The organism is Streptomyces sp. A2-16 (genome assembly GCF_018128905.1).
Taxonomy (GTDB): domain Bacteria; phylum Actinomycetota; class Actinomycetes; order Streptomycetales; family Streptomycetaceae; genus Streptomyces.
On record NZ_CP063808.1, the window covers coordinates 5,130,166 to 5,151,438 of the forward strand.

The 21,273-nt window shown below is 69.5% G+C and carries 19 protein-coding genes; 11 read left to right on the plus strand and 8 right to left on the minus strand.

The annotated features are described in order from the left end of the window. Nucleotides 1-25: 25 nt before the first annotated feature. Complete coding sequence (locus tag IOD14_RS23025) at nt 26-634, minus strand: TetR/AcrR family transcriptional regulator (protein ID WP_249126033.1); 609 nt, start codon at nt 632-634, stop codon at nt 26-28. An 82-nt stretch (nt 635-716) separates the two neighbouring features. Between IOD14_RS23025 and IOD14_RS23030 the strand changes: the two genes are divergently transcribed. Next, on the plus strand, nt 717-1,235 hold the full coding sequence (locus IOD14_RS23030) for a cupin domain-containing protein (protein WP_123986710.1): 519 nt from the start codon (nt 717-719) through the stop codon (nt 1,233-1,235). 64 nt (nt 1,236-1,299) lie between these two features. On the opposite strand, the gene IOD14_RS23035 is transcribed toward IOD14_RS23030, so the two are convergent. Beyond that, nucleotides 1,300-2,220, minus strand: coding sequence for an NADP-dependent oxidoreductase (locus IOD14_RS23035; protein WP_212671382.1), 921 nt, complete (start codon nt 2,218-2,220; stop codon nt 1,300-1,302). A gap of 258 nt (nt 2,221-2,478) precedes the next feature. Next, entirely contained in the window at nt 2,479-3,120 is a 642-nt protein-coding gene (locus tag IOD14_RS23040) for an HD domain-containing protein (protein ID WP_174269034.1), read from the minus strand. Nucleotides 3,121-3,255: 135 nt separating this feature from the next. On the opposite strand from IOD14_RS23040, the gene IOD14_RS23045 reads away from it, so the two are divergent. Further along, complete coding sequence (locus tag IOD14_RS23045) at nt 3,256-4,230, plus strand: GlxA family transcriptional regulator (RefSeq protein ID WP_212671383.1); 975 nt, start codon at nt 3,256-3,258, stop codon at nt 4,228-4,230. Between the two features lie 93 nt (nt 4,231-4,323). On the opposite strand, the gene IOD14_RS23050 is transcribed toward IOD14_RS23045, so the two are convergent. Continuing rightward, nucleotides 4,324-5,343, minus strand: coding sequence for a LacI family DNA-binding transcriptional regulator (locus IOD14_RS23050; protein WP_123986713.1), 1,020 nt, complete (start codon nt 5,341-5,343; stop codon nt 4,324-4,326). 255 nt (nt 5,344-5,598) lie between these two features. Here IOD14_RS23050 and IOD14_RS23055 point away from each other — a divergent pair, with 255 nt between their 5' ends. The 8 genes from IOD14_RS23055 to IOD14_RS23090 all read left to right on the plus strand — a co-directional run bounded on the left by IOD14_RS23055 (nt 5,599) and on the right by IOD14_RS23090 (nt 16,066). Next, on the plus strand, nt 5,599-7,581 hold the full coding sequence (locus tag IOD14_RS23055) for a beta-L-arabinofuranosidase domain-containing protein (RefSeq protein ID WP_212671384.1): 1,983 nt from the start codon (nt 5,599-5,601) through the stop codon (nt 7,579-7,581). A 104-nt stretch (nt 7,582-7,685) separates the two neighbouring features. Further along, nucleotides 7,686-8,939 carry an extracellular solute-binding protein gene (locus IOD14_RS23060; RefSeq protein WP_212671385.1) on the plus strand — a complete coding sequence of 418 codons (1,254 nt, stop codon included), beginning with the start codon at nt 7,686-7,688 and terminating at the stop codon, nt 8,937-8,939. A gap of 83 nt (nt 8,940-9,022) precedes the next feature. Next, nucleotides 9,023-10,009 (plus strand): sugar ABC transporter permease, encoded by a 987-nt coding sequence (locus IOD14_RS23065; protein ID WP_212671386.1) that lies wholly within the window; start codon nt 9,023-9,025, stop codon nt 10,007-10,009. Next, nucleotides 10,006-10,827, plus strand: coding sequence for a carbohydrate ABC transporter permease (locus IOD14_RS23070; protein WP_212671387.1), 822 nt, complete (start codon nt 10,006-10,008; stop codon nt 10,825-10,827). The genes IOD14_RS23065 and IOD14_RS23070 overlap by 4 nt, the downstream gene beginning before the upstream one ends. Before the next feature lie 54 nt (nt 10,828-10,881). Continuing rightward, nucleotides 10,882-12,627, plus strand: a complete 1,746-nt coding sequence (locus IOD14_RS23075; protein WP_212671388.1) for an RICIN domain-containing protein — start codon at nt 10,882-10,884, stop codon at nt 12,625-12,627. A gap of 152 nt (nt 12,628-12,779) precedes the next feature. Next, on the plus strand, nt 12,780-13,217 hold the full coding sequence (locus tag IOD14_RS23080) for a hypothetical protein (RefSeq protein ID WP_212671389.1): 438 nt from the start codon (nt 12,780-12,782) through the stop codon (nt 13,215-13,217). 49 nt (nt 13,218-13,266) lie between these two features. Next, nucleotides 13,267-13,674, plus strand: coding sequence for a hypothetical protein (locus tag IOD14_RS23085; RefSeq protein ID WP_123986720.1), 408 nt, complete (start codon nt 13,267-13,269; stop codon nt 13,672-13,674). Nucleotides 13,675-13,951: 277 nt separating this feature from the next. Continuing rightward, entirely contained in the window at nt 13,952-16,066 is a 2,115-nt protein-coding gene (locus IOD14_RS23090) for a nitrate- and nitrite sensing domain-containing protein (protein WP_249126034.1), read from the plus strand. 96 nt (nt 16,067-16,162) lie between these two features. Here the strand turns inward: IOD14_RS23090 and IOD14_RS23095 are convergent, their stop codons facing one another. Together IOD14_RS23095 and IOD14_RS23100 are read right to left on the minus strand one after the other, a co-directional pair. Further along, nucleotides 16,163-17,134: a sensor histidine kinase gene (locus IOD14_RS23095; RefSeq protein ID WP_123986721.1), complete on the minus strand. Its 972-nt coding sequence runs from the start codon at nt 17,132-17,134 to the stop codon at nt 16,163-16,165. Continuing rightward, nucleotides 17,131-17,913 (minus strand): MEDS domain-containing protein, encoded by a 783-nt coding sequence (locus tag IOD14_RS23100; RefSeq protein ID WP_212671390.1) that lies wholly within the window; start codon nt 17,911-17,913, stop codon nt 17,131-17,133. Before IOD14_RS23100 ends, IOD14_RS23095 begins: the two co-directional genes overlap by 4 nt. Nucleotides 17,914-18,178: 265 nt before the next feature. On the opposite strand from IOD14_RS23100, the gene IOD14_RS44480 reads away from it, so the two are divergent. Next, nucleotides 18,179-18,364 (plus strand): helix-turn-helix domain-containing protein, encoded by a 186-nt coding sequence (locus IOD14_RS44480; RefSeq protein ID WP_249126035.1) that lies wholly within the window; start codon nt 18,179-18,181, stop codon nt 18,362-18,364. A 209-nt stretch (nt 18,365-18,573) separates the two neighbouring features. On the opposite strand, the gene IOD14_RS44485 is transcribed toward IOD14_RS44480, so the two are convergent. Next, nucleotides 18,574-19,239, minus strand: a complete 666-nt coding sequence (locus IOD14_RS44485) for a DUF5825 family protein (protein WP_123986723.1) — start codon at nt 19,237-19,239, stop codon at nt 18,574-18,576. Nucleotides 19,240-19,266: 27 nt separating this feature from the next. Continuing rightward, nucleotides 19,267-21,183, minus strand: a complete 1,917-nt coding sequence (locus IOD14_RS23110) for a RiPP maturation radical SAM C-methyltransferase (RefSeq protein ID WP_123986724.1) — start codon at nt 21,181-21,183, stop codon at nt 19,267-19,269. Nucleotides 21,184-21,273: the final 90 nt, after the last annotated feature.

A 21,273-nucleotide genomic window follows, 5' to 3' on the forward strand; every position in this document is an offset into this window, starting at 1 on the left:
AAGCAGTTCAGAGCGCCCCCTGGCTTCAGGTCCTGGTGCCGACCGCCTCCGCCAACGTGACCATGACACCGACGGCGTCGCGGTCCGTGAGCCCTTGCTCCCGGCACAGGGAACGCCAGGTCGAGAACGCCGCGGCATGGCCGATCACCGCCCGCAGGACAGGGTCGTCGGCCTGCGGCCAGGCACGGGCCAGTACCTCGACGTACTGCCTGGTCCTCTCCTCCCATGCCTGGCGCCTCGACTCGGGCACGGCGTGCTGATCGCGGATGACCAGCGTCAGCATCTGCTCGCCCGCGCGGTAGAAGCGGTAGATGTCGGCGAGCCCGACCGTCAGCCTCTCGAGGGGGTTCTCCAACGCGCCCCATTCCTCGGGCCGAGGGGACCTCTGCCGGGACAGCCAGTGTCCCGAGCAGGCCTCGAACAACGCCGTCTCGTCCGGGAAATGCCGGTAGACGGTCAGCCGGGTGACCCCGGCACGCTCCGCGATCGCCGAGACACTCGTCGACGCCGGGCCCGCGGTGCCGTGGAGATGCACGGCGGCCTCGACGATGCGCTGCCGTGTGCGCTCCACGTCCTCGGCGCGTTTGCGCATCTCGTAGCCGCGCGATTTGGATGAACGCTGCTGTTCACTCAACTGTTGACGCCTCGGGGTCCGCGATGGAGACTTTTTAAGTGAACACCAGTGTATCTCCAAAATGCACCGAGGAGTGATCACCATGACGGAGCCGTCGGCCCCACCGCTCACCATCGTCCGCCCAGGCGAGGGGCCCGAGGGCTTCCTCGGTTCCATCGGGGTCGTCTTCAAGCTGTGGGGTGCCGACACCGGCGGTGCGCTTTCGGTCGTCGAGCATCCGTTCCCGGTCGGGGCGTTGGTGCCCCCGCACCTGCACACCCGGGAGGACGAGTACTCGATCGTCACCGAGGGCGAGATCGGTTTCCGTTCCGGCGACCGCGAAACCGTCCTGGGTCCCGGGGGCTACATCACCAAGCCCCGTGGAGAGCTGCACACGATGTGGAACGCGGGCTCCGTTCCGGCCCGGATGATCGAGATCATCAGTCCGGCCGGATTCGAGCACTGCTTCCGGGAGTTGGCCGACATGCTCTCCGACGGCCCGCCGTCGACCGAGGACGCGGTGGCGGTGCTCGCCGGCAAGTACGGGGTCGAGTTCGGGCAGCCCGAGTGGCTGCCCGACGTCATCTCGCGGTTCGGCCTGACACCGCCGCCCGGCGTCTGACCGGGGCCAGGCCCTCCGGCCCCGAGCCAGTACCCCGATCGGACAAGGCGCTCAGAACGTCCACTCAGTCCTCGGCGACACGAATGATCGTGCGGCCGGGAACGCGCTGTCGTGAGGTGAAGGCGTCCGGTGCGTCTGCGAGGGACCGCACAGCACCGACACGCACCCGCAGTCGACCGTCCCGCACACGTCGGGCGAGGTCGGCGAGGCGTGCGCGGTCAGGCTCGACCACGAAGAAGAGCGCCCGCGCGTCGGCCGGGCGCACGGTGGGCGGCTGAGCGACGCTCACGAGCGTGCCCCCGGGGCGCACGAGGGCGGCCGAGCGTTCGAGGACGGCACCGCCGATCACGTCGAACACGACATCCACCTGGCCCACGTCCTCCCAGCGGCCGGCCTCCAGGTCGAAGAACGCGTGCGCGCCCAGGTCGAGGACGGTGTCGCGGTCCGCGGAGCGGCCCGTGCCGACCACGCGGGCGCCGGTCTCGTGAGCGAGCTGGACGGCGATCGAGCCGACGCCACCGGCGGCGCCGTGGATCAGGACGGTCTGGCCGGTGGTGAGCCGGGCATGGTCGAACAGGCCCTGCCAGGCAGTCAGCCCGGAGATGGGCAGAGCCGCGGCCACCGTGTGATCGATGTCGGCGGGGAGCGGGGCAAGGTTACGGGCTTCCACGGCGACGTACTCCGCGAGGGAGCCGTCGCGGGTCCAGTCGGCCAGGCCGAAGACACGCTGTCCGACGGTGAGGCCGGTGGTTCCGTATCCGAGTTCCGTCACCACCCCGGACACCTCATGGCCGGGCACGCTCGGTGTGCGGTCGCGCCCTGCTCGGTCGGTCCAGGTCGCGGGCCAGTCGAGCTCGCCTCGGGTGAAGCCGGCGGCGTGCACCCGGATGATGACGTCGTTCTCGGCGGCGTGGGGGTGGGGAAGGTCGTCCAGGGCCAGCCCGGTGAGCCCGGCCTCGCGATCTCGGACAGTGATGGCTTGCACGAGTGTTCCTTTCTTGTTTTTGCGTGAGGGGGAGGTGGCGGCGTGTCTTGTTTTTGCGTGAGGGGGAGGTGGCGTGGCGTTCGGGGGGTCGCCTGGCGGAGAACGGGGCGAGCGGGGGCGGTGGGCCAGGGCCCCGCGGTCCGGCGGTCCGGCGGTCCGGCGGTCCGGCGGTCGGCGGTCGGCGGTCGGCGGTCGGCGGTCGGCGGTCGGCGGATTTCGGAGCGGGCGAGCGCATCGCCTTTCCCTTGGCCGCCGGCCTCACTGTGGCCACGGAGCATCGAGGACGCGCTCCACCATGGACGTGCGGCGAAAACCGGGAACGAAGTGTTCGAGGATGTCCGCGTTGACAGTCCCGTAGGTGGTGTCGGGGCGGTCTTTGAGGCCGTCGACGAATGCCTGCAGGAATTCCTTCTTGAAATCTCCGCGTGGATGAACGGCGATGATCTCGTCCGTCCGGTCGCGTCCCATACCGTCCAGCTCCCAGCCGATCGCGTCGGTCAGGACGCCGTAGTTCGTAGCGGCGACCTCAGGCTCCATCCGGCCCGGAACCCCCGGTGTGGTGTGCAGGGCGATCGCTCTCCAGACCACCTCGGAGGCCTGCCGGGAGAACCCGTGCTCCAGCAGGAATTTCTGCGCGTGGTCGGCGCCGTCCAACTCGAATCGCTGCTGGGGGGCGTCGCGGAACGGAATCAGCAGGCCCACGTCGTGGAACATCGCCGAGACGTAGAGCAACTCGGGATCGGGGCGCAGGCCCCTCGCCCGCGCGTGGAGGGAGCCGAAGAGAAAGACACGCCGCGAATGGTGGAAGATCAAAGGGTTCGTCCTTTTCCGGAGGAACTCCGTTGCCTCCGCGACGGCCGAGGTCCCGGGTATTTCCACCCCTGCGATGATGTCGGTCATGATGTCCGCGCTTTCCGATGCGATGTACGACGAGTGGACCGTGCGCCCGTTGTCCACCGTGCCGACCTCGTGGCCCGCGGCGCCGCCTCGGTCCGGCCATGAACCACTCGAATCCGGTCATCCCAGGGTGGGCCCGTGAGCTCCGACCCGCACCGCGTGACGATCCTCGTCTACGACGGGGTCAAGCTGCTGGACGTCGCCGGCCCGGCCGAGGTCTTCGGAGAGGCGAACCTGCTCGGCGCCGACTACCGGATCGCCTTGGTGTCGACGACGGGCGCCGACGTCACCTCATCGATCGGCATGCGGATCGCCGTCGACGGCAGTGCCGCCGCGCAGCCGGACCCCGACACGCTCCTGGTGCCGGGTGGGGACGTGTACCCCAGGACCCCGGTCACGCGCGACCTGGCCGAAGCGACCCGGAACCTGGCGGCCCGCGCCGGCCGGGTCGCCTCCGTGTGCTCCGGCGCCTTCGTCCTCGGAGCGACGGGCCTTCTGGACGGCAGACGAGCCACCACCCACTGGAAGATCGCCGGCGAACTCGCCACCCGGCACCCCAAGGCCCGCGTCGAGCCCGATGCCATCTATGTGCGCGACGGCACGATGTACACGTCGGCCGGCGTCACCGCGGGCATCGACCTTGCCCTTGCGCTCGTCGAGGAGGACCACGGCCCCGACATCAGCCGGCAGGTGGCCCGCTCCCTGGTGGTCTACCTGCAGCGCGCGGGCGGCCAGTCACAGTTCTCCGTACCCCTGCAAGGCCCTCCACCCCGCTCACCCGCCCTGCGCAGAGTCACCGACCTGGTCACGGCGGACCCCGCAGGCGACTATTCCCTGACCGCACTCGCCAAGCGGCTGAACGTCAGTACGCGCCACCTGACCAGGCTGTTCAGGGAGGAACTGGGCACCACGCCCACCCGGTACGTCGAGTCGATCCGCTTCGACATCGCGAAGTCGCTTCTCGACCAGGGACACACCGCCACCCATGCGGCAGCCATGGCCGGCTTCCCGAGTTACGAGAGCCTGCGCCGCGTCTTTGCACGCGAGCTGTCCCTCAGCCCCGCCTCCTATCAGCGCCGATTCGCCACCGCCCGCCGAGAGCAGGCCCGGTAGCGTCCGAGGGACCCGACTCGCCCCCCGACCCCGACCCCGACCCCGGCAGCGGCACCGGCAGCGGCACCGGCACCGGCGCCGGCACCAAAGCGCTCAGGTCGACTCCCGCACCACAAGTCGGCACGGCACGGTATGCAGTCCGGGCTCCGGCGCGGCGCCGATGGCGTCCAGGAGGCGCAGTGCGGCCTGGCGTCCGATCTCGCCGAGGTCGGTGTCGATCGTCGTCAGGGGTGGCCGGCTGGCCAGGGCCATGATGTCCCAGTTGTCGTAGCCGACGATCGCCACCTGGCCGGGGACGTCCAGGCCCTTCTCCCGCAGGGTGTCGGCGACGCCTCTGGCGATCTGGTCGTTGCCGCAGAAGAAGGCGTCCGTGTCCGGTGCCGTGCGCAGGACCGCCTCGGCGGCTCGGCGTCCCCATGCCTCGCTCCACTCCCCGAAGTGAACGCGCCCGGTGGCGAGTTCCAGTGAGCTTCGTTCGAGGTGCTCGACCGTGTGGCGGGCGCGGTCCTGGGCGGCCGCGTGGTGTGCCGGGCCGGTGACGTGCGCGATGCGGGTGCGACCGGTCGCCATGAGGTGCTCGATGGCCAGTTGCGCGCCGCTGCGGTCGTCGGAGACGACGGAGATGTCGTCCGGGTCGGTGGACGGCGAGAGGGCGTACACCGTGGGGATGGGCTCTATCCCCTTCAGGGGCGGGCGTGGGTCCGTGCGGCGGCCGGTCACGATGATCCCGTCGACCCGGCGGTCCATGAGGTTGCTCAGATGGTGCTGCTCACGGATGGCGTCGCCGCGGGTGTCGCACAGCAGCACCGAGATCTTCCCCGCCCCGAGCGCGTCCTCGGCACCGAGCAGCACCGGGGTGCTGAAACGGCCGATGCCGTCGGTCGTCATCAGCCCGACGGTCCAGCTGCGCCCGGTGTGCAGGCTCTGCGCGTGCTGGTTGGGCCGGAAGTCGAGCGCCTCGACCGCCTCCAGGACCCGCTGCCTGGTCTCCGGCCGCATCCGGCCGCTGCCGTTCAGGGCCTTCGAAGCCGTTCCGACGCTGACCCCGGCCAGTTTGGCGACGTCGGCGAGCTTCGCCCGCCCTGTTGGGGGAGAACCTGGAACCGCGGTCACGCGCAACCCTTTTCCTGGACATCATGGATGACGTTCATCCTGACATCGATCGCCGACGCTGACCAGCCTTGCTGATGCATCAGTAAAGACATGCGTCCCACCCCTTGACTCCGCCCAGTGACCTTCCTACGTTTCCGCCTAGAAAAACGATTGCGCAATCGAGTCGCAGCCGTCGAACACCACCTGTCCGGTTCGGGCCGCACCCCACCCCCTGTGCGTCCGCCCGCCGCTTCCCACCTACCTGTCCGGAGAGCCATGCCCCGCCCACCTTCCACCGTGCCCCCGCCCCCGTCCTCGGCGTCGCCCGAGCGGGGACACGGCTCCACAGGTCCGGTCCGCCTCGGTCCGGGTGCCGGGGCCCACGCCGCGCTCACCCCGCTCGCCGTCGAGCTGCGTGACGGTTTCTGGAACACCCGCCGCCAGGTCAACGCCCGCACCTCCGTCCCCCAGGGCCCCGGCCTGCTGGAGTCGGCGGGCAACCTGCACAACCTGCGCGTGGTGGCGGGGACCGCCGAGGGCGAGTTCAAGGGCGCTTACCCGTTCGTGGACTCGGACGTCTACAAGTGGCTGGAGGCCGCCTCCTGGCAGCTCGCCCAGCAGGAGGACGAGGCGCTCGCCGCGGACGTCGACCGCATCGTCGCCCTTGTGGCCGCCGCCCAGCAGAGCGACGGCTACCTCAATACCTGGTTCCAGCTCCTCAAGGGCGGCGAACGGTACAAGGACCTGCGCTGGGGCCACGAGCTGTACTGCGCGGGCCATCTGATCCAGGCCGCGGTGGCCCACCACCGGGCCACCGGACGCAGTGAACTGCTGGATGTGGCGCGCCGGTTCGCCGACCACGTCGACTCCGTCTTCGGTCCGCCGGGCAGCGGCAAGCCGGTCGACGGCATCGACGGCCACCCCGAGATCGAGACCGCCCTCGTGGAGCTGTACCGGGAGACCGGCGAGCGCCGCTACCTGGACCTGGCCGGCTACTTCGTCGACCGCTTCGGCCACGGACTGCTGGGCGGCGAGGCGTACTGCCAGGACCGGGTGCCGCTGCGCGAGGCGACCGACGTAGAGGGCCACGCCGTACGCCAGTTGTACCTGCTGGCCGCGGCCACCGACCTGGCGACCGAGACCGGTGACGGAGAACTGCGAGCCGCTGCCGAGCGGTTGTGGGCGGCGATGACCGCCGCGAAGACGCATGTGACCGGCGGGCTCGGCGCGCACCACGACGAAGAGGACTTCGGCGACCCGTACGAACTGCCCAACGAGCGCGCCTACTGCGAGACCTGCGCGGCCATCGCCTCGATCCAGTGGAGCTGGCGCATGGCACTGCTCACCGGCGAGGCCCGCTACTCCGACCTCATCGAACGCACCCTCTACAACGGGTTCCTCTCCGGTGTGTCGCTGGACGGGGAGCGCTGGCTGTACGTCAACCCGCTCCAGGTGCGCGACGGGCACACCGACCCCGGCGGCGATCAGTCGGCCCGCCGCACCCGCTGGTTCCGCTGCGCCTGCTGCCCGCCGAACGTCATGCGGCTGATGGCCTCCCTGCAGCACTACCTCGCCTCGGCCGACAGCGGCGGGCTGCAGATCCACCAGTACGTCGGCGGGCGCTACGCCGGCGACCTCGCCGGGACGCCCGTCGCGGTGACCGTCGGGACCGACTATCCCTGGCAGGGCGCGATCGCCCTGACCGTCGAGGAGAGTCCGGCCGACCGGCCCTGGACCCTCTCGCTGCGCGTGCCGCAGTGGTGCCGCGACTTCCGCATCCGGGTGGGCGAGACGGTGCACGACCGGAGCGACGCGCCCGTCACCGACGGCTGGCTGCGGCTGGAGCGGTCCTGGGCACCCGGCGACCAGGTCGTGCTCGAACTCGGTATGGAGCCCCGTCTCACCACCGCGGATCCTCGCGTGGACGCCGTACGGGGCTGTGTGGCCATCGAGCGCGGGCCGCTCGTGTACTGCCTGGAGCAGGTCGACCATCCCGGCGGCGGTCTCGACGACATGGTCATCGACACCACCCGTCCGCCGGCCGTGAAGCACCGCCCGGACCTGCTCGGCGGCATCACCACCGTCGTCGCGGCCGGACACCGCCGGCACATCCCCGAGGGCGGCTGGTGGCCGTACCGCACCGCGGAGGGCGCCGAGGCGCCGGAACCCGCCGAACCCCTCGAACTGACCGCGATCCCCTACTACGCGTGGGCCAACCGCCGGGACGGCTCCATGCGCGTCTGGCTGCCCACCTCCTGAACCTCCCGCCCCCGCTTTGCGGACCCCACGCCTCGCAGAACCCCACCGCCCGCCCCACTCCCCCCGCGCCATCCCTGCTCCCAGCCCGAGACAACGAGGTCATCGTGAGACAGTCCCGCCGTACCCTGATCACCGCCATAGCCGCCCTCGGCGCGCTCACCTCCATCGCGGCCTGCGGCGGCGGGTCCGACTCCTCCGACTCCGGATCCGGCAGCACCGGCGGGACGTACACCTTCTGGGACCCCTACCCGCAGTTCGACGCCTCCTCGGCGTGGGGCAAGCTCGTCGCCAAGTGCGGCACGGATGCCGGGGTCACCGTCAAGCGCACCCCCTACGACACCACCGACCTGGGCAACAAGGCCCTGCTCGCCGCCCAGCAGGGCAACGCGCCCGACGTCATGCTCGTGGACAACCCGGTGGTCTCCACCCTCGTCGAGGCGGGCATCCTCAACAAGACCAGCGACCTCGGCCTGGACACCGCGCCGATCCAGAAGAACATCATCGGCGCAGGCACCATCGACGGCGCCTCCTACGGTGTCCCCATCGGCGCGAACACGCTCGCCCTCTACTACAACAAGAGCGTGCTGTCCGCGGCCAAGGTCGACCCGGCCTCCATCAAGGACTGGGCGTCGCTGACGGCGGCCCTGAAGAAGGTGAAGGCGGCCGGGAAGAAGGGCATCACCTTCTCCGCCATCAACACCGAGGAGGGCAGCTTCCAGTTCCTGCCGTGGTTCTGGGGCGCCGGCGGTGACCTCACCAAGTTGGACTCGGCCCAGGGTGTCGCCGCGCTGACGCTCTGGAAGAACTGGGTCGACGAGGGCTACGCGCCCAAGGACGTCCTGCAGAACACCCAGACCACCAGCTGGCAGGAGTTCGCCACCGGCGAGTACGCGTTCAGCGAGAACGGCACCTGGCAGCTCGGCAACGCGGAGAAGGCGGGCTTCGGTTACGGCGTCCTCAGCATCCCGGCGCAGAAGGGCGGCGCGGCGCCCGTGCCGACCGGCGGCGAGTTCGTCACCGTCCCGGTGCAGAAGGACACTTCGCGCTACGACGTCAGCAAGAAGATCGTCACATGTCTGACCAACTCCGCCAATCTGCTGGCCACGGACACCACCCTGGCGTACGTCGCCCCCACCGCGGCCGTGCAGGCCGAGCAGGTCAAGGCGAACCCGGCGCTCAAGCCGTGGGTCGACGCGGTGGCCTCGGCGCGCGGCCGCACCAGCGGCGGCCTGGGCACCAAGTACCCGACGATCTCCCAGCCGATGTGGACCGCTGTCCAGTCCGCGGTGTCCGGCGGCAAGAGCCCCCTGGACGCGCTCGACACCGCGCAGACGGCCGCCGGCAAGGGCACGAGCTGACGCTCGGTCCCTCCACAGTGGCCCGCCCCGGCGCGTTGGTGCAGCAACCGCCGGGGGCAGGCCACCCGCATCCAGGAGTCCACATGACCACCGCCCGCGTCGGCCACCGCGCCCCGCGGTCCCCGGCCGCCACGTCCGGGGCGCATGCCACCGCCGACCCGGCGGACGTGCGCGCGCTACGGCGCCGCCTGCGCCGCAGGAGCCGGCTGACCGCCCTCGCGTTTCTCGCGCCGCTGGCCGTCTACCTCGGCGCGTTCTACGTCTATCCGCTCTACCGCAACCTCGACCTGAGTCTGCGCGACTACACGGTCCGCTCGTTCGTCTCCGGTGACGCCCCGTTCTCCGGCTGGGACAACTTCCGCACCGTCCTGGACGATCCGACCTTCGGCCCGGCCCTGCGGCACACGATGCTCTTCACCTTCGTGTCGATCGTCTTCCAGTACGTCATCGGGCTCGCCCTGGCCGTCTTCTTCAGCCGGCACTTCCGCCTGGCCGGCACCCTCAGGGCCCTGTTCCTGATCCCCTGGCTGCTCCCGCTGATCGTCTCGGCGTCCACCTGGTCGTGGATGTTCAACAGCGAGTCCGGCGTCATCAACTACGCCCTCCACCTGGTCGGCGCCTCCCCCGTCGACTGGCTCACCTCGCCCGACTGGGCACTGACCTCGGTCGTGATCGCGAACATCTGGATCGGCATCCCGTTCAACCTGGTCATCCTCTACAGCGGCCTGCAGAACATCCCCGCCGAGCTGTACGAGGCCGCCTCACTGGACGGGGCCGGTCCCTGGCAACAGTTCCGCCGGATCACCTTCCCGCTGCTGCGCCCGGTCTCGGCGATCACCCTGCTGCTCGGACTCGTCTACACCCTGAAGGTGTTCGACCTGATCTGGATCATGACCAAGGGCGGCCCCGACGACTCCTCCTCCACCCTTGCGACCTGGTCCTACCAGCTCGGCTTCGGCACCCTGCTGCCCAAGTTCGGCCCCGGAGCCGCGGTCGGCAACATCCTCATCCTCATCGCCCTGGTCTTCGGCCTGCTGTACATCCGCGTCCAGAGGAGGCAGGAAGCGTGAAGTCCCGTACCGGAAAACGCCGTTACACCGCCATCGGGCTCCTGCTCACCGCCGTGATGCTGTTCCCGGTGTACTGGATGATCAACGTGTCCCTCACCCCGCAGCAGGACATGCGCAAGGACCCGCCGGACCTGCTGCCGCTGCACCCCACCTTCGAGGGCTACCGCGCCGTCCTCGACGACCAGATGCCCTACCTCGGCACCAGCCTCCTCATCGGCCTGGGCACGGTCGCCCTCACCCTCCTGCTCGCCGCCCCGGCCGGGTACGCGCTGGCCAAGCTCCGGCCGTTCGGCGGAAGCGCGCTCGGACTCGCCCTGCTGGTGGCCCAGATGATCCCCGGCATCGTCATGGCGATGGGCTTCTACGGCATCTTCCTCGATCTCGGTCTGCTCAACTCCTGGTGGGGGCTGATCATCGCGGACTCCACCATCGCCGTCCCGTTCGGCGTCATGATCTTCACGGCGTTCATGTCCGGTATCCCCGGTGAACTCATCGCCGCCTCCCGCATCGACGGCGCGGGAACCTTCCGCACCTTCTGGTCGATCGTGCTGCCGGTCAGCCGCAACGCCCTGGTCACCGTCTCCCTCTTCAGCTTCCTGTGGGCCTGGTCCGACTTCGTCTTCGCCAACACCCTCGACAGCGGCGGCGATCTCAGGCCGATCACCCTCGGCATCTACAAGTACATCGGCAACAACAACCAGGAATGGAACGCGATCATGGCCACCGCCGTCGTCGCGTCCGTCCCCGCGGCGGTCCTGCTGGTACTCGCCCAGCGCTACGTGGCCGCGGGCGTCACCGCGGGCGCGGTCAAGGACTGACTCCGCCCCAGGAAGGTCCTCCTCCCCATCCCCCTCTCCTCAGGAGACCCCTCGATGAGCCGCACCACCGGACACGCGCGCCTCACAGCCGCCCTCGCCGCCACCGCACTCGCCGCCGCGGGCCTCGCCACCGCCGCCCCGGCGCACGCGACCCCCACCTCCGCCACCACCCTGGTGGTCAACGCCAACCAGACCCTGCGCCCCGTCACCCACGTCGCCACCGGCAGCCTCTACGGCCTGGCGGACGACACGACCCCCGCCGACAGCCTGGTCAGCGCACTCAAGCCGAACACCTTCGTTCAGATGGCCCCGGGCGGCTCCCAACTCCCCAACGGCGAACCCAAGCCGGCCGGTGACGCACTCGTCGTGGCCCCCAAAGCGGCACGTGCCGGCGCCAAGGTCGTCGCCCGCATGCCCGACTGGTACCCGAACTTCCCCTACAAGTGGGTCAGCATGAGCGACTGGCTGTCCGCCGTGGACAAGCAGATCGCCGCCGTGAAGGCGTCCGGTGTCACCAACATCTCGGCCTGGGCGATCTGGAACGAGCCCGACGCGAACTGGGACACCGCCAAGGCCGGCCCCTTCGACGCCGCCTGGAACACGACGTACAAGGAGATCCGCTCCAAGGACGCCACCACCCCGATCCAGGGTCCGAGCTTCGCGACGTACACCCGCGCCAAGATGCAGACGTTCCTCCAGGACGCCATCGCCAACAACGCCGTACCCGACGTCATCGCCTGGCACGAACTCCAGACCAGCTCGACCGTCGCCGCGCACATCGCGGACTACCGCGCCCTCGAATCCAGCCTGGGTCTCAGTCCGCGGCCCATCGACATCGAGGAGTACGGCACGCCCTCCGAGATGGGCAATTCCGGTGCGCTGATCAGCTACGCCGCCAAGTTCGAGCGGGGCGGTGTCCGCGACGCCGAACTCGCCTTCTGGAACCACTACGGCACCCTCGGCGACACCCTCACCGACACCGGTGGCTCGCCCAACGGCTCGTACTGGACGTACAAGTGGTACGGCGACATGACCGGGAACATGCTCGTCACCACGCCGCCCGCGCAGACCGGCATCGACGGCATCGCGTCCCGCAACAGCGCGGGCAACCAGATCAGCGTCGTCGCCGGCGGCTGCTCCGGCTCCTGTGCGGTGACGGTCAACGGCCTGTCCTCCCTCTCGGCCTTCGGCAGCACGGTCCACGTCAAGCTGGAGTACAGCCCCAACACCGGGCGTACGACCGCCTCCCCCGGCCCGATCACCATCTACGACGCCGACTACACCGTCTCGGGCGGCTCGGTCACGGTCCCGGTGACGATGAACGCCTCCGACGGCTACCACCTGGTGATCACGCCGAGCGGCACGTCCACGTCACTGGCCGGGCGGTACCAGATCACCAACAAGAACAGCGGCCTCGCCCTCGACACCCTCAACGCGGCCACCGCCCAAGGCACTTCGGTCGTCCAGGCGACCTCCACCACCGGCACCGACCAGAACTGGACGCTGACGGCCGCGGGTTCCGGGCTCTACAAGATCGTCAACCAGAAGAGCGGCCTGCTGCTCGGCATCACCAACGCGAGCACCGCTTCCGGCGGCACTGCCCTCATCTGGGGTGACAACGGCACCGCCGACCACCTCTGGCAGGTCATCCCGGCCCGCGACGGCTACTACAAGATCGCCAACTACAACAGCGGCCGCCTCCTCGGCGTCGACCAGATGAGCACCGCTTCCGGCGCCCAGGTCTTGCAGTGGGACGACAACGGCACGGCCGACCACCTGTGGAAGCTCACCGCACGCTGACGGTTCCGACAGGCCTCCGCGTGGAGCGCGCGTGGGTGGGACGCCGATCCGGTGTCCCACCCGCAACCATGTCCAGGCCCTGCCGCGGGCCGCACCGCACGCGCTGCATATTCGGGTGCGGCAGGCGAAGAGCCGCTGTCAGAGTGACCGGCATGGATCTCCCCTGCGAAACCGTCCTCGTCTTCGACCGGGACGAGGACCTGTACGCCTTCGAGTCCTTCGCGCACGCCACGAACTACCTGGAGGCGATAGACGTGTCGGAGGGCGAGTACCCGGCGGCGTACTCACCGGACGGTGGCGTGCTGGCGCTGACCGCTCCCGAAGGGCCGCAGGGCCCGGTCCTCCTGACCAGGACCGGAAGAGCCGACCTGGCCGATCTGGAACGCAGAGTGGCCCGCTACTGGGAACGTCACCAGAGGGGCCAACCCTCGTGCGACCCGCCGCAGACAGCACGTTTCCTGATCGACAGGGACCACCAGCCCCGCACGGGGTGGCTGAGTCGAGTCATGGGTCTGCTGAGGCGCGACACTCCCGGCGATTGGCCGACGAGGGCGCCTCGGTGCGGTTCGCGCCGGGGGATGCTGTTGTGAGCCTTGCCGGAGCCGACTGTTCCCCCGAGGCCGCGGGCAGACCTGTCGCATGACGACGGCAGAGACCGAGGACCAGCGGCGAGACGCAGACGCTCGTCTGTGGGAGCACCACCTCCACACCGACACCATGGTCTTCCAGCGCGGCAACCTGTTCCTCGTCGCACAGTCCCTCCTGGCGGTGGCCTACAGCACCACGGCCACTTCGGGCACGACGCACGCGGCGGCACGCGTCCTGGCCGGCTTCGGAGTCGCTCTCACCGCGATCTGGGCATACGTGGGTCACCGGTACCACCGCTACAACCGTGCCATCCAGCAACGCACGGCCGAGCGTCTGCCGGACTACGCCGAGACCTATGCGACCAGCCGCATCCCCGGCCCCAGCGCGATGCCGCTGATCGCCTACGCGCTGCCGATTCTGGCCGCCGTCATGTGGATCGTTCTGCTCATCGTGACGTAGGCGGCGCCGACGGGGTGTGTATCGAGGAGGGCTCGTCCCTCATTCTTGAAGCAGCGGCCAATTCCTCCTGCATATGCCAAGACAATGTGCCCACGCGGGACGCTGAATTGTCGCCCGTCCGCCGCAGAAATCAACTGCGCACAGTTTTGGTGAAATCCGGGTCAGAAGTGAAAGCGGAATGCTAGACATCGAACCGACCTGATCTGGTCAACTCCCTGTCGCCGCCTCATTGAGGAGTGTGTCGAGCACGAGGCGGAACTGAGCGGATAGGACGACCGTGTCGCACACCCCCACTCCCCTGCGCCGAAGATTCGGTGCCCGCAACCTGCGTGTGGCCCAGAAACTGCAGGCGATCCTTCTGATTCCGGTCCTCGTCGCCCTCATCCTCGGGGGCGTACGAGTCAAACGCACCATCGACACCTGGCAGACCGCCAAGGACGCGGTCCGCGTCGCGGAATTGGTCCAGGCCGCAAACAAGTACGCCAGTGACGCCATCAACGAACGCGACGTCTCCGTCATCCCCTTGGTCAACGGCGACAGGGACTCCAGCACCATCCTCAAGGCCCGGCGCATCACCGACGAGGACGCAAAGAAATTCGACGCCGCGGTCGCTCGTATGCCGACGACCGCCGGTCTCGAACGCCGGATCGAACTCGTGCGCGCAGGCGAGAAGCAACTGCCCCTGGTGCGCGCCGCCGCCTTCACGCCCAAGATGACCGGCGTACAGACCGAGGAGAGCTACCACGCCGTCCAGCACCCGCTGATGGAGATCTCCAACGAACTCGGATTCGGCATCACCAGCCAGTCCACCTACGGCCGCACCCTCTACGCCGTCTCGCTCGCCCAGGCCGCCGAGTCGCTGATCCGCGCGATCGGCACCCACCTCCTCATCGAGAACCGCAGCAAGCTGGCCAAGGGCGAACTGGAGTCCCAGCTCGCCTCGTTCAAGTCCTACGTCTACCTCGAACAGGTCGCTCTCCAGGAGTACGCCGGCTTTGCCGGAACCGCCGAGACGGCCCGGCTCCGCCAGGCGCTGACGGACGCGCAGAAGAAGGGACAGGAGCAGATCGCGGAGGCGCAGACGCAGGCCGAGGCATCCGGCAAGACCTTCGCCGCCCCACCGAGCCTCGCCAAGATGACCAGCGCCATCGCCTCCGGCGCGACGGCCGCGTCACTCGCCGAGCAGGGCATCACACCCGAGGTCTTCTTCGCGGCCTCCACCCTCGGATTCGACGCCTACCGCAGTGTCGAGGTCTATCTCACCGACACCGCGCTGTCCAAGGCACACACGATCGCCGACGACGCGCGCAACGACGCGATCATCAACGCCACGCTCGTGCTCGCCGCCATCCTGGCCGCCTTCCTCCTCGCGAACTGGGTGGCCCGCACCATGAGCACCAGCATGCGCCGGCTCAGCGCCTCCGCCCACGAGATCGCCGCCCAGCGGCTGCCGGCCCGACTGACTCAGCTCACCCGGGCGGTGCCCGGCAGAGTCGACGACGACGTCGTACCCATACCGATCACGACGACGGACGAGATCGGCGAGGTCGCCCGCGCCTTCGACCACGTCCACCGCGAGGCCGTACGGCTCGCCGCCGAACAGGCCCTGCTGCGCGCCAACATCAACACGATCTTCAGCAACCTGGCACGCCGCAGCCAGTCCCTGGTCGAGCGCCAGCTCCACATGATCACCGACCTGGAAGGCAGCGAGGCCGACCCCGACCAGCTCGAGAACCTCTTCCAGCTCGACCACCTCGCCACCCGCGTGCGCCGCAACGGCGAGAACCTCCTGGTGCTCAGCGGCGAGGCCCCGGTCCAGCAGTGGGACCAGCCGCTGCCCCTGGTCGACGTCCTGCGCGCGGCGGTCTCGGAGGTCGAACAGTACGAGCGCATCCAGCTGTCCGGCCTTCCGGAAACCGAGATCGACGGGCGCGCCGTGAACGACCTCGTGCACCTGCTCGCCGAACTCCTGGAAAACGCCACCACGTTCTCCTCGCCGCACGCCCCGGTCCATGTCACCGCCACGCGGCTGCCCGACGGCAGGATCATGCTCGAGATACACGACCAGGGGATCGGGCTTCCCGCCGACGAGATGGCAGCGATCAACCGCAACCTCGCCGACCCACCCACCGTGGACCTCGCCATCTCCCAGCGCATGGGCCTGTTCGTGGTGGGCCGACTGGCCGACCGACACGGCATCCGCGTCCAGCTGCGCCCCGCCGACGCAGGCCGGGGAACCACATCACTGGTGATGCTGCCCGACACGATCACCCATCGAACGGCAGCGACGGAACCCGACCCCGACACCATGGCCATGGTCGCGTTCGTGGACAGCCGCTACACCGAGGAGGCCACGCACACCTACGAGTCATGGAGCGACCAGCCGTCCTGAGTACGACGCCGAGCCGCGTCACGACGACATCATGTGAGGAGACGTCCGCCGAGGTGGACGCCAGGTGGATGGCCGGTGCGGTCGCGGCGCCGGGTCTCAGGGAGTGGGGTCGGTCGGCACTTCGGTGTGCAGGCGGATCGTGGTGCCCGCCGTGGGGGTGGAGCGGATCTCGACGAGGTCGCACAGTTGGTGCACGAGCCACAGTCCCCGCCCGCCCATCTGTCTGTGGTCGGGCCTGGAGCGGCCCACGAGGGGGTCGCTGATGTAGCCGGCGTCGTGGAACTCGCACACCAGGCGGCCGTCCTCGGCCCAGGTGCGCAGGACGCCCTGACCGCCGCCGTGCCGAATGCTGTTCGTTGCCACTTCGGTGGCGGCCAGATGGATCTCGCGCAGCCGGCGACCACCCAGGCCGACCAGCTCCGCGCACCCGGTGATCTTCTCCCGCAGTGCGGGGAGATCACCGCTCGAGTAGGCGAACTCGTCGTAGGGATCGCAGGGGTGGGACAGGACGGCGAAGTCGAACGGGGCCTGCCGGTCGAAGTCGGCGGAGGCGGTCGTACGGCCGTCCGCGCGGATCTCGGGGTGGCAGCGGGCCATCTGCTCCATGGCCGCCTGTTCACCGGCAAGGTCGTACGGGCACAGCAGCCACCAGGCGGGGCCGTCGGCGAAAGCCCTGTTCAGCAGCCACTCGTGATAGCGCAGTTCCTCCACCTCGGAGCGGGAGCGGGCCTCGGCCCACGGTGACTCGCCGATCCCGCGCACGGGCCGCCCCTGTGCCGTGTAGTCCTTGATCCAGTCCTGCCAGGCCGCGATGAGCCGACCCGGATGGTGTGCCAGAGGGCTGGTGTCGACGTACTGCACCGCACGGTCCTCGGGGACCTCGGCCCGGAGCAGGGAGACCTTGCTCTCGGGGACGGCCACCACCACGGCTTCACCGCACTCCAGCGCCTCCCGGATGAAGCCCACGGTGCCCTCGAGGAACTCCTCCCCGGAACGGTACGGGTACAGCTCGTGCCGATACCCCGGCCCCGGCGACGGGGGATCGGTACGGGGAGGGGAGGAGGTCACGGCGTCATCACCACCGGAATCGAAGGGTCTGCGAAGCCGGTCAGCTCCCAGGCCAGGCGTACGGTCTCGTTCGTCCCCTCCAGCACCACCTTGCGGTCGGGCAGGCAGCGGGCCGCGTCGGCGAGGGAGCTCATGCCGGCCGCGTCCAGGAAGTCCAGGCCGTGACAGAGCAGGCGCACCGTCGCCACCTGGCACAGCAGGGTGCGCAGGACGGCGCCGAAGACCGGGGCGCCATCGCTGTCGATGACCCCGCTCACGGTCCAGCCGTCCTTGCCGGTCCGGTACACCCGGAAGGCGGGTGACGCGGGACGGCTGCCCAGGTGGTGAGGATGCACGCTTCTCGCCTGTTCAGGCGCTGAAACGTTCTCCTCGCCGCACTGATAGGCGCAGACCACCAGAGCACCACTGTCCGCGGCGAACTCCTCCAGGTCGAGCTCGCTGCGCAACAGCTGTTCCGGGTCGGCGGCGGACCCGTCACACGTCACGTGGTGCAGTACGCGCAGCGAGCGGTATCCCTCGCGCTCGGCGCTCGCGGCCTCGCGTCGCACCGCGGAGATCAGGGAGCCGTTCAGCCGGGCGGGGTCGAGCAGCACGGGGGCAACGGCGGCGGCCGTCCGGGAGAACGGGCCGACGACCAGCACCTTGTCGCCGAAGAGCTCCCCGTCCGAGACGAAGGCCCGGCTGCGGTCCCACACGTCATCCGCGGGGTCCAGGAGCTGCAGGACGTGGTCGCCGGAGTCGACCTCGTCGAGCGCGGCCAACGTACGCGTCGCCCTCACCACAACCTCCCCTCACCTCACGTTCACTCTACTCAACAGCCACTCTGGCCCTCCTGCCCGTAGCGGCCGCCCGCATACCTCACAGGGCGGGCAGCGGCACTCCGCAGGTTCCACGGGTGCCCGTCAGCGGGCGGCGAGGCTGTCGAGGAGTCGGCCGAGCACCGGCGCGTTCATGGACTTCGGCCGGCGCCGCGCGCTGCCGGACGTCGTCGCGGATCGTTTGCTCCACAGAGCCCTTGTGGAGCAAACGATCAATAATGCCGACGTGACCGTGCGCACCCGTGGACGACCGCCGGACTTCGGTCGCGAGCGCGCGATCCTCGATGCCGCTCGCCTCTTCTGGCGACGGGGCTGCTCCGGCACCTCGACCCGCGCCCTGACCGCGGCCCTGGGGCTGTCCGCCTCCAGCCTCTACGCCGTCTTCAGGCACAAGGCCGGGCTGTCCGAGTAGACGGTGCGGACCCATGCCGATCGGTATCGCGAGATCTACCAGCGGACCGTCATCGCACGCATCCTCACCGACTCCGTCCACGAGTTCACCCAGCCGAGTGACACGCATCCCGGAGCAGATCTGCCGGCACCTCGCGTCAGCAGCGCCCTGACCCGCGGCACCCGCCCGCCGCCAGGGTCACACCCCGGGCCGATCAGACCGCGGGCCGATCAGACCGCGAACGAAGGCCACGGCCAGCGCCGGACCCGGTACGGGAGCCACCAGGCGAGGCGGCCCGCGCGGCCGGCGAGGCTTTCGCCGACCAGGTGGTCCAGCACGTCGGGGGCCACGGCCTCGGCGGGGCAGCCGTGCGCCAGCTTGTCGACGGCTTCCAGATAGCCGGGGTCGTCGAGGGTGTAGCGGGCCAGCGAGCCGCCGGCGCGGCGGTCGCGGACCTGCACGAAGCCTGGGCCCCTGCGGTAGACGCACTTGCCGACGTAGAAGGTCGAGCGCCACTCCTGGCGGATGTCCGCAGCCTCCTTCGCGTGCTCCGTGTCCAGGATCCGCCGCGGTGGGTGGAGGTGGTTGAAGGACCGCCAGATGTCCGGGTCCGCTCCGAGCGCCACGTCCCAGTCGACGACGATGCCCCAGCTGGTGAGTTCGCCCAGCAGCAGCATCGTCGAGACGATCGTCCGGGCTCCGGTGGCCCCGGTCAGGTCGGCGGGGCGGTCCAGGGCGACCCGCCGCACGCCCTCGGTGTACAGCTTCGCGGCGGTCTCGGCCGGGGTGGCGGAGTCGGCCACCACCGTCGTCAGCGGCCGCAGCGCGGGGAGTTGGAGCACCTCCTCGTCGTGGTCGCGCCAGGTCGTCAGAGTGAGCGGGGTCGTCGTGGGCATGCCATGTACTCCTTCGTGCTGCTCGGGTCAGCCCGCGAGGCTCGGCTCGGGCTCCGGTTCGTCGGTGGTGCCCTTGCGCCGGGTGTCGAAGATCCGCTCGAAGCGCAGGAGTTCCTGGTTGGTGGCGGTCGGCACGATGTGCACCCACTGCTCGTCGTCCGTGAAGACCAGGCCGAGGCGCAGCCAGTCGGACAACAGGGCCTCCAGCCTGGTGACGGAGGTGTCGCCGCCGAGCTTGCGCAGCAGTGACGCGGTGGCGTGCGGCTGGTCGAGAAGACGGAAGACGGCCACCTCGTACGGGTCCTCGAGGGTCATCGTGGTCCAGTCGAAGTCCTTGCGCCGGCTGACCAGGACGATCCGGTCGTCGAGGTCCACCCCGCTGAGCCTGCTGTGGACGTGCTCCTCCTGCCAGCGGTCGCCGGCGGCCTTGAGCAGGTCGCTGGTCGGGTCCTCGATGCCGCGGTGCGGGCCTGTGAACAGGTATCCGAGGTCGAGCAGTTCGGACTCGGGCAGGTTGTAGTTGCGCCGGTACTGGGCGTCCGGCCGCAGCGGCTGGAACCCGAACTCCGGACGGTCGAAGTTGGGGCTGAAGCGTTCGGTGACGATCCGGGCCACTCCCTCCATGGGGGCCAGGTGGTGCAGGGCGGGGAACTGCGCGATCAGCGGCAGGTAGTCCTCGGGGCGCTCGCCCGGGAAGCCGTAGAGGTAGTTCCAGGAGACCGAGAGGCCCACGGTCTCGGCGTCCCGCAGCATCCGCACGTTCAGGCAGCCGGTGACGCCCTTGTCCATCAGCTTCAGCACTCGGCTGCTCAGGCTCTCGATGCCCGGCTGGACGTTGACCAGTCCGGCCCGGTAGAGGGTCGCCAGCTGCTCGCGCCGCAGGTTCGACTTGATCTCGAACTGCAGCCGCAGGTCGTAGCCGCTCCGTTCGAGCCTGGGCAGCACCGTCGAGAGGTACTTCATGTCGAGGATGTTGTCGACGACGTACATGTCGAGCACCTGGTGGCGTTCGACCTGGCCGACGACCTCGTCGTAGAAGGCCTCCGGGCTCTTGCTGCGGAACTCCATGAACGAACCGTTCAGCCCGCAGAACGTGCAGTGGTGCTTCTCGCCCCACCAGCAGCCGCGCGAGCCCTCGACCACGAGCTTCGGCTCCACCCAGTCACGTGCCTTGGAGGCTTCCAGGCGTTCGAAGTAGCCCTCGTAGTCGGGCGAGACGATGTCGGCCGGACGCAGCGGCTTGGTGTTCATGGAGGTCGCCCGGACGGTGCCGCCGTCGCGCAGGCACAGTCCCGGGATGGCGGCGAGCGCCTCGGGATCGGGGGTGTCCTTCGTGAGTTCCTTCAGCAGGGCGGGGAAGGCGTGCTCGCCCTCGCCGCGGACCACGTAGTCGACGAAGTCGAAGTTGCGGTGCAGGGCCGCCCCTTGGGGTCCGTCGCAGTTGGCGCCGCCGAAGACCGTGCGTACCGAAGGCGCGGCCCGCTTGATGGCGCGGGCGGTGGCCAGGGAGGCGGTGTTCTGCTGGAAGGTCGAGGTGAAGCCGACCAGGTCCGGTTCGAGGGCGATGATGCGCGCGGCCAGCTCGGTGATGAACTGCGGTGCCGAGCGGTGCAGTTCGATCGCCATGTCGCGGTCCTTGTCGGACAGCGGGAGCTCCTCGGTCATCTGCTTGATCCGCGGCTCGGGATCGTCGTCGGGGTAGAGCGCGGAGGAGAACACCCAGTCGCCCAGGCCGCTGAAGTAGCTGTCCAGTGCGAGCAGGTTGAACTGGGCCAGGGTGAACTCACGGCGTTCCAGCAGCCAGTCGACATAGTCGAGATTGCCGTGGACGACGGTCACCTCGGCATCCGGAAGGGCCTGCTGCGCGCTGCGGCGCAGGATGCCCACCGCGAGGGAGGGCACGTCGAGGAGTGCCCAGGGCATGGTGACGAGAACGATCTTCACAGTGACTCCCGGGTGACCGAAATCCCTGAGGAATGAAGGCGGTTGAGGTGGGTGGGAGTGCCGGGGCGGCTCGAGGGCCGCCCCGGCGTC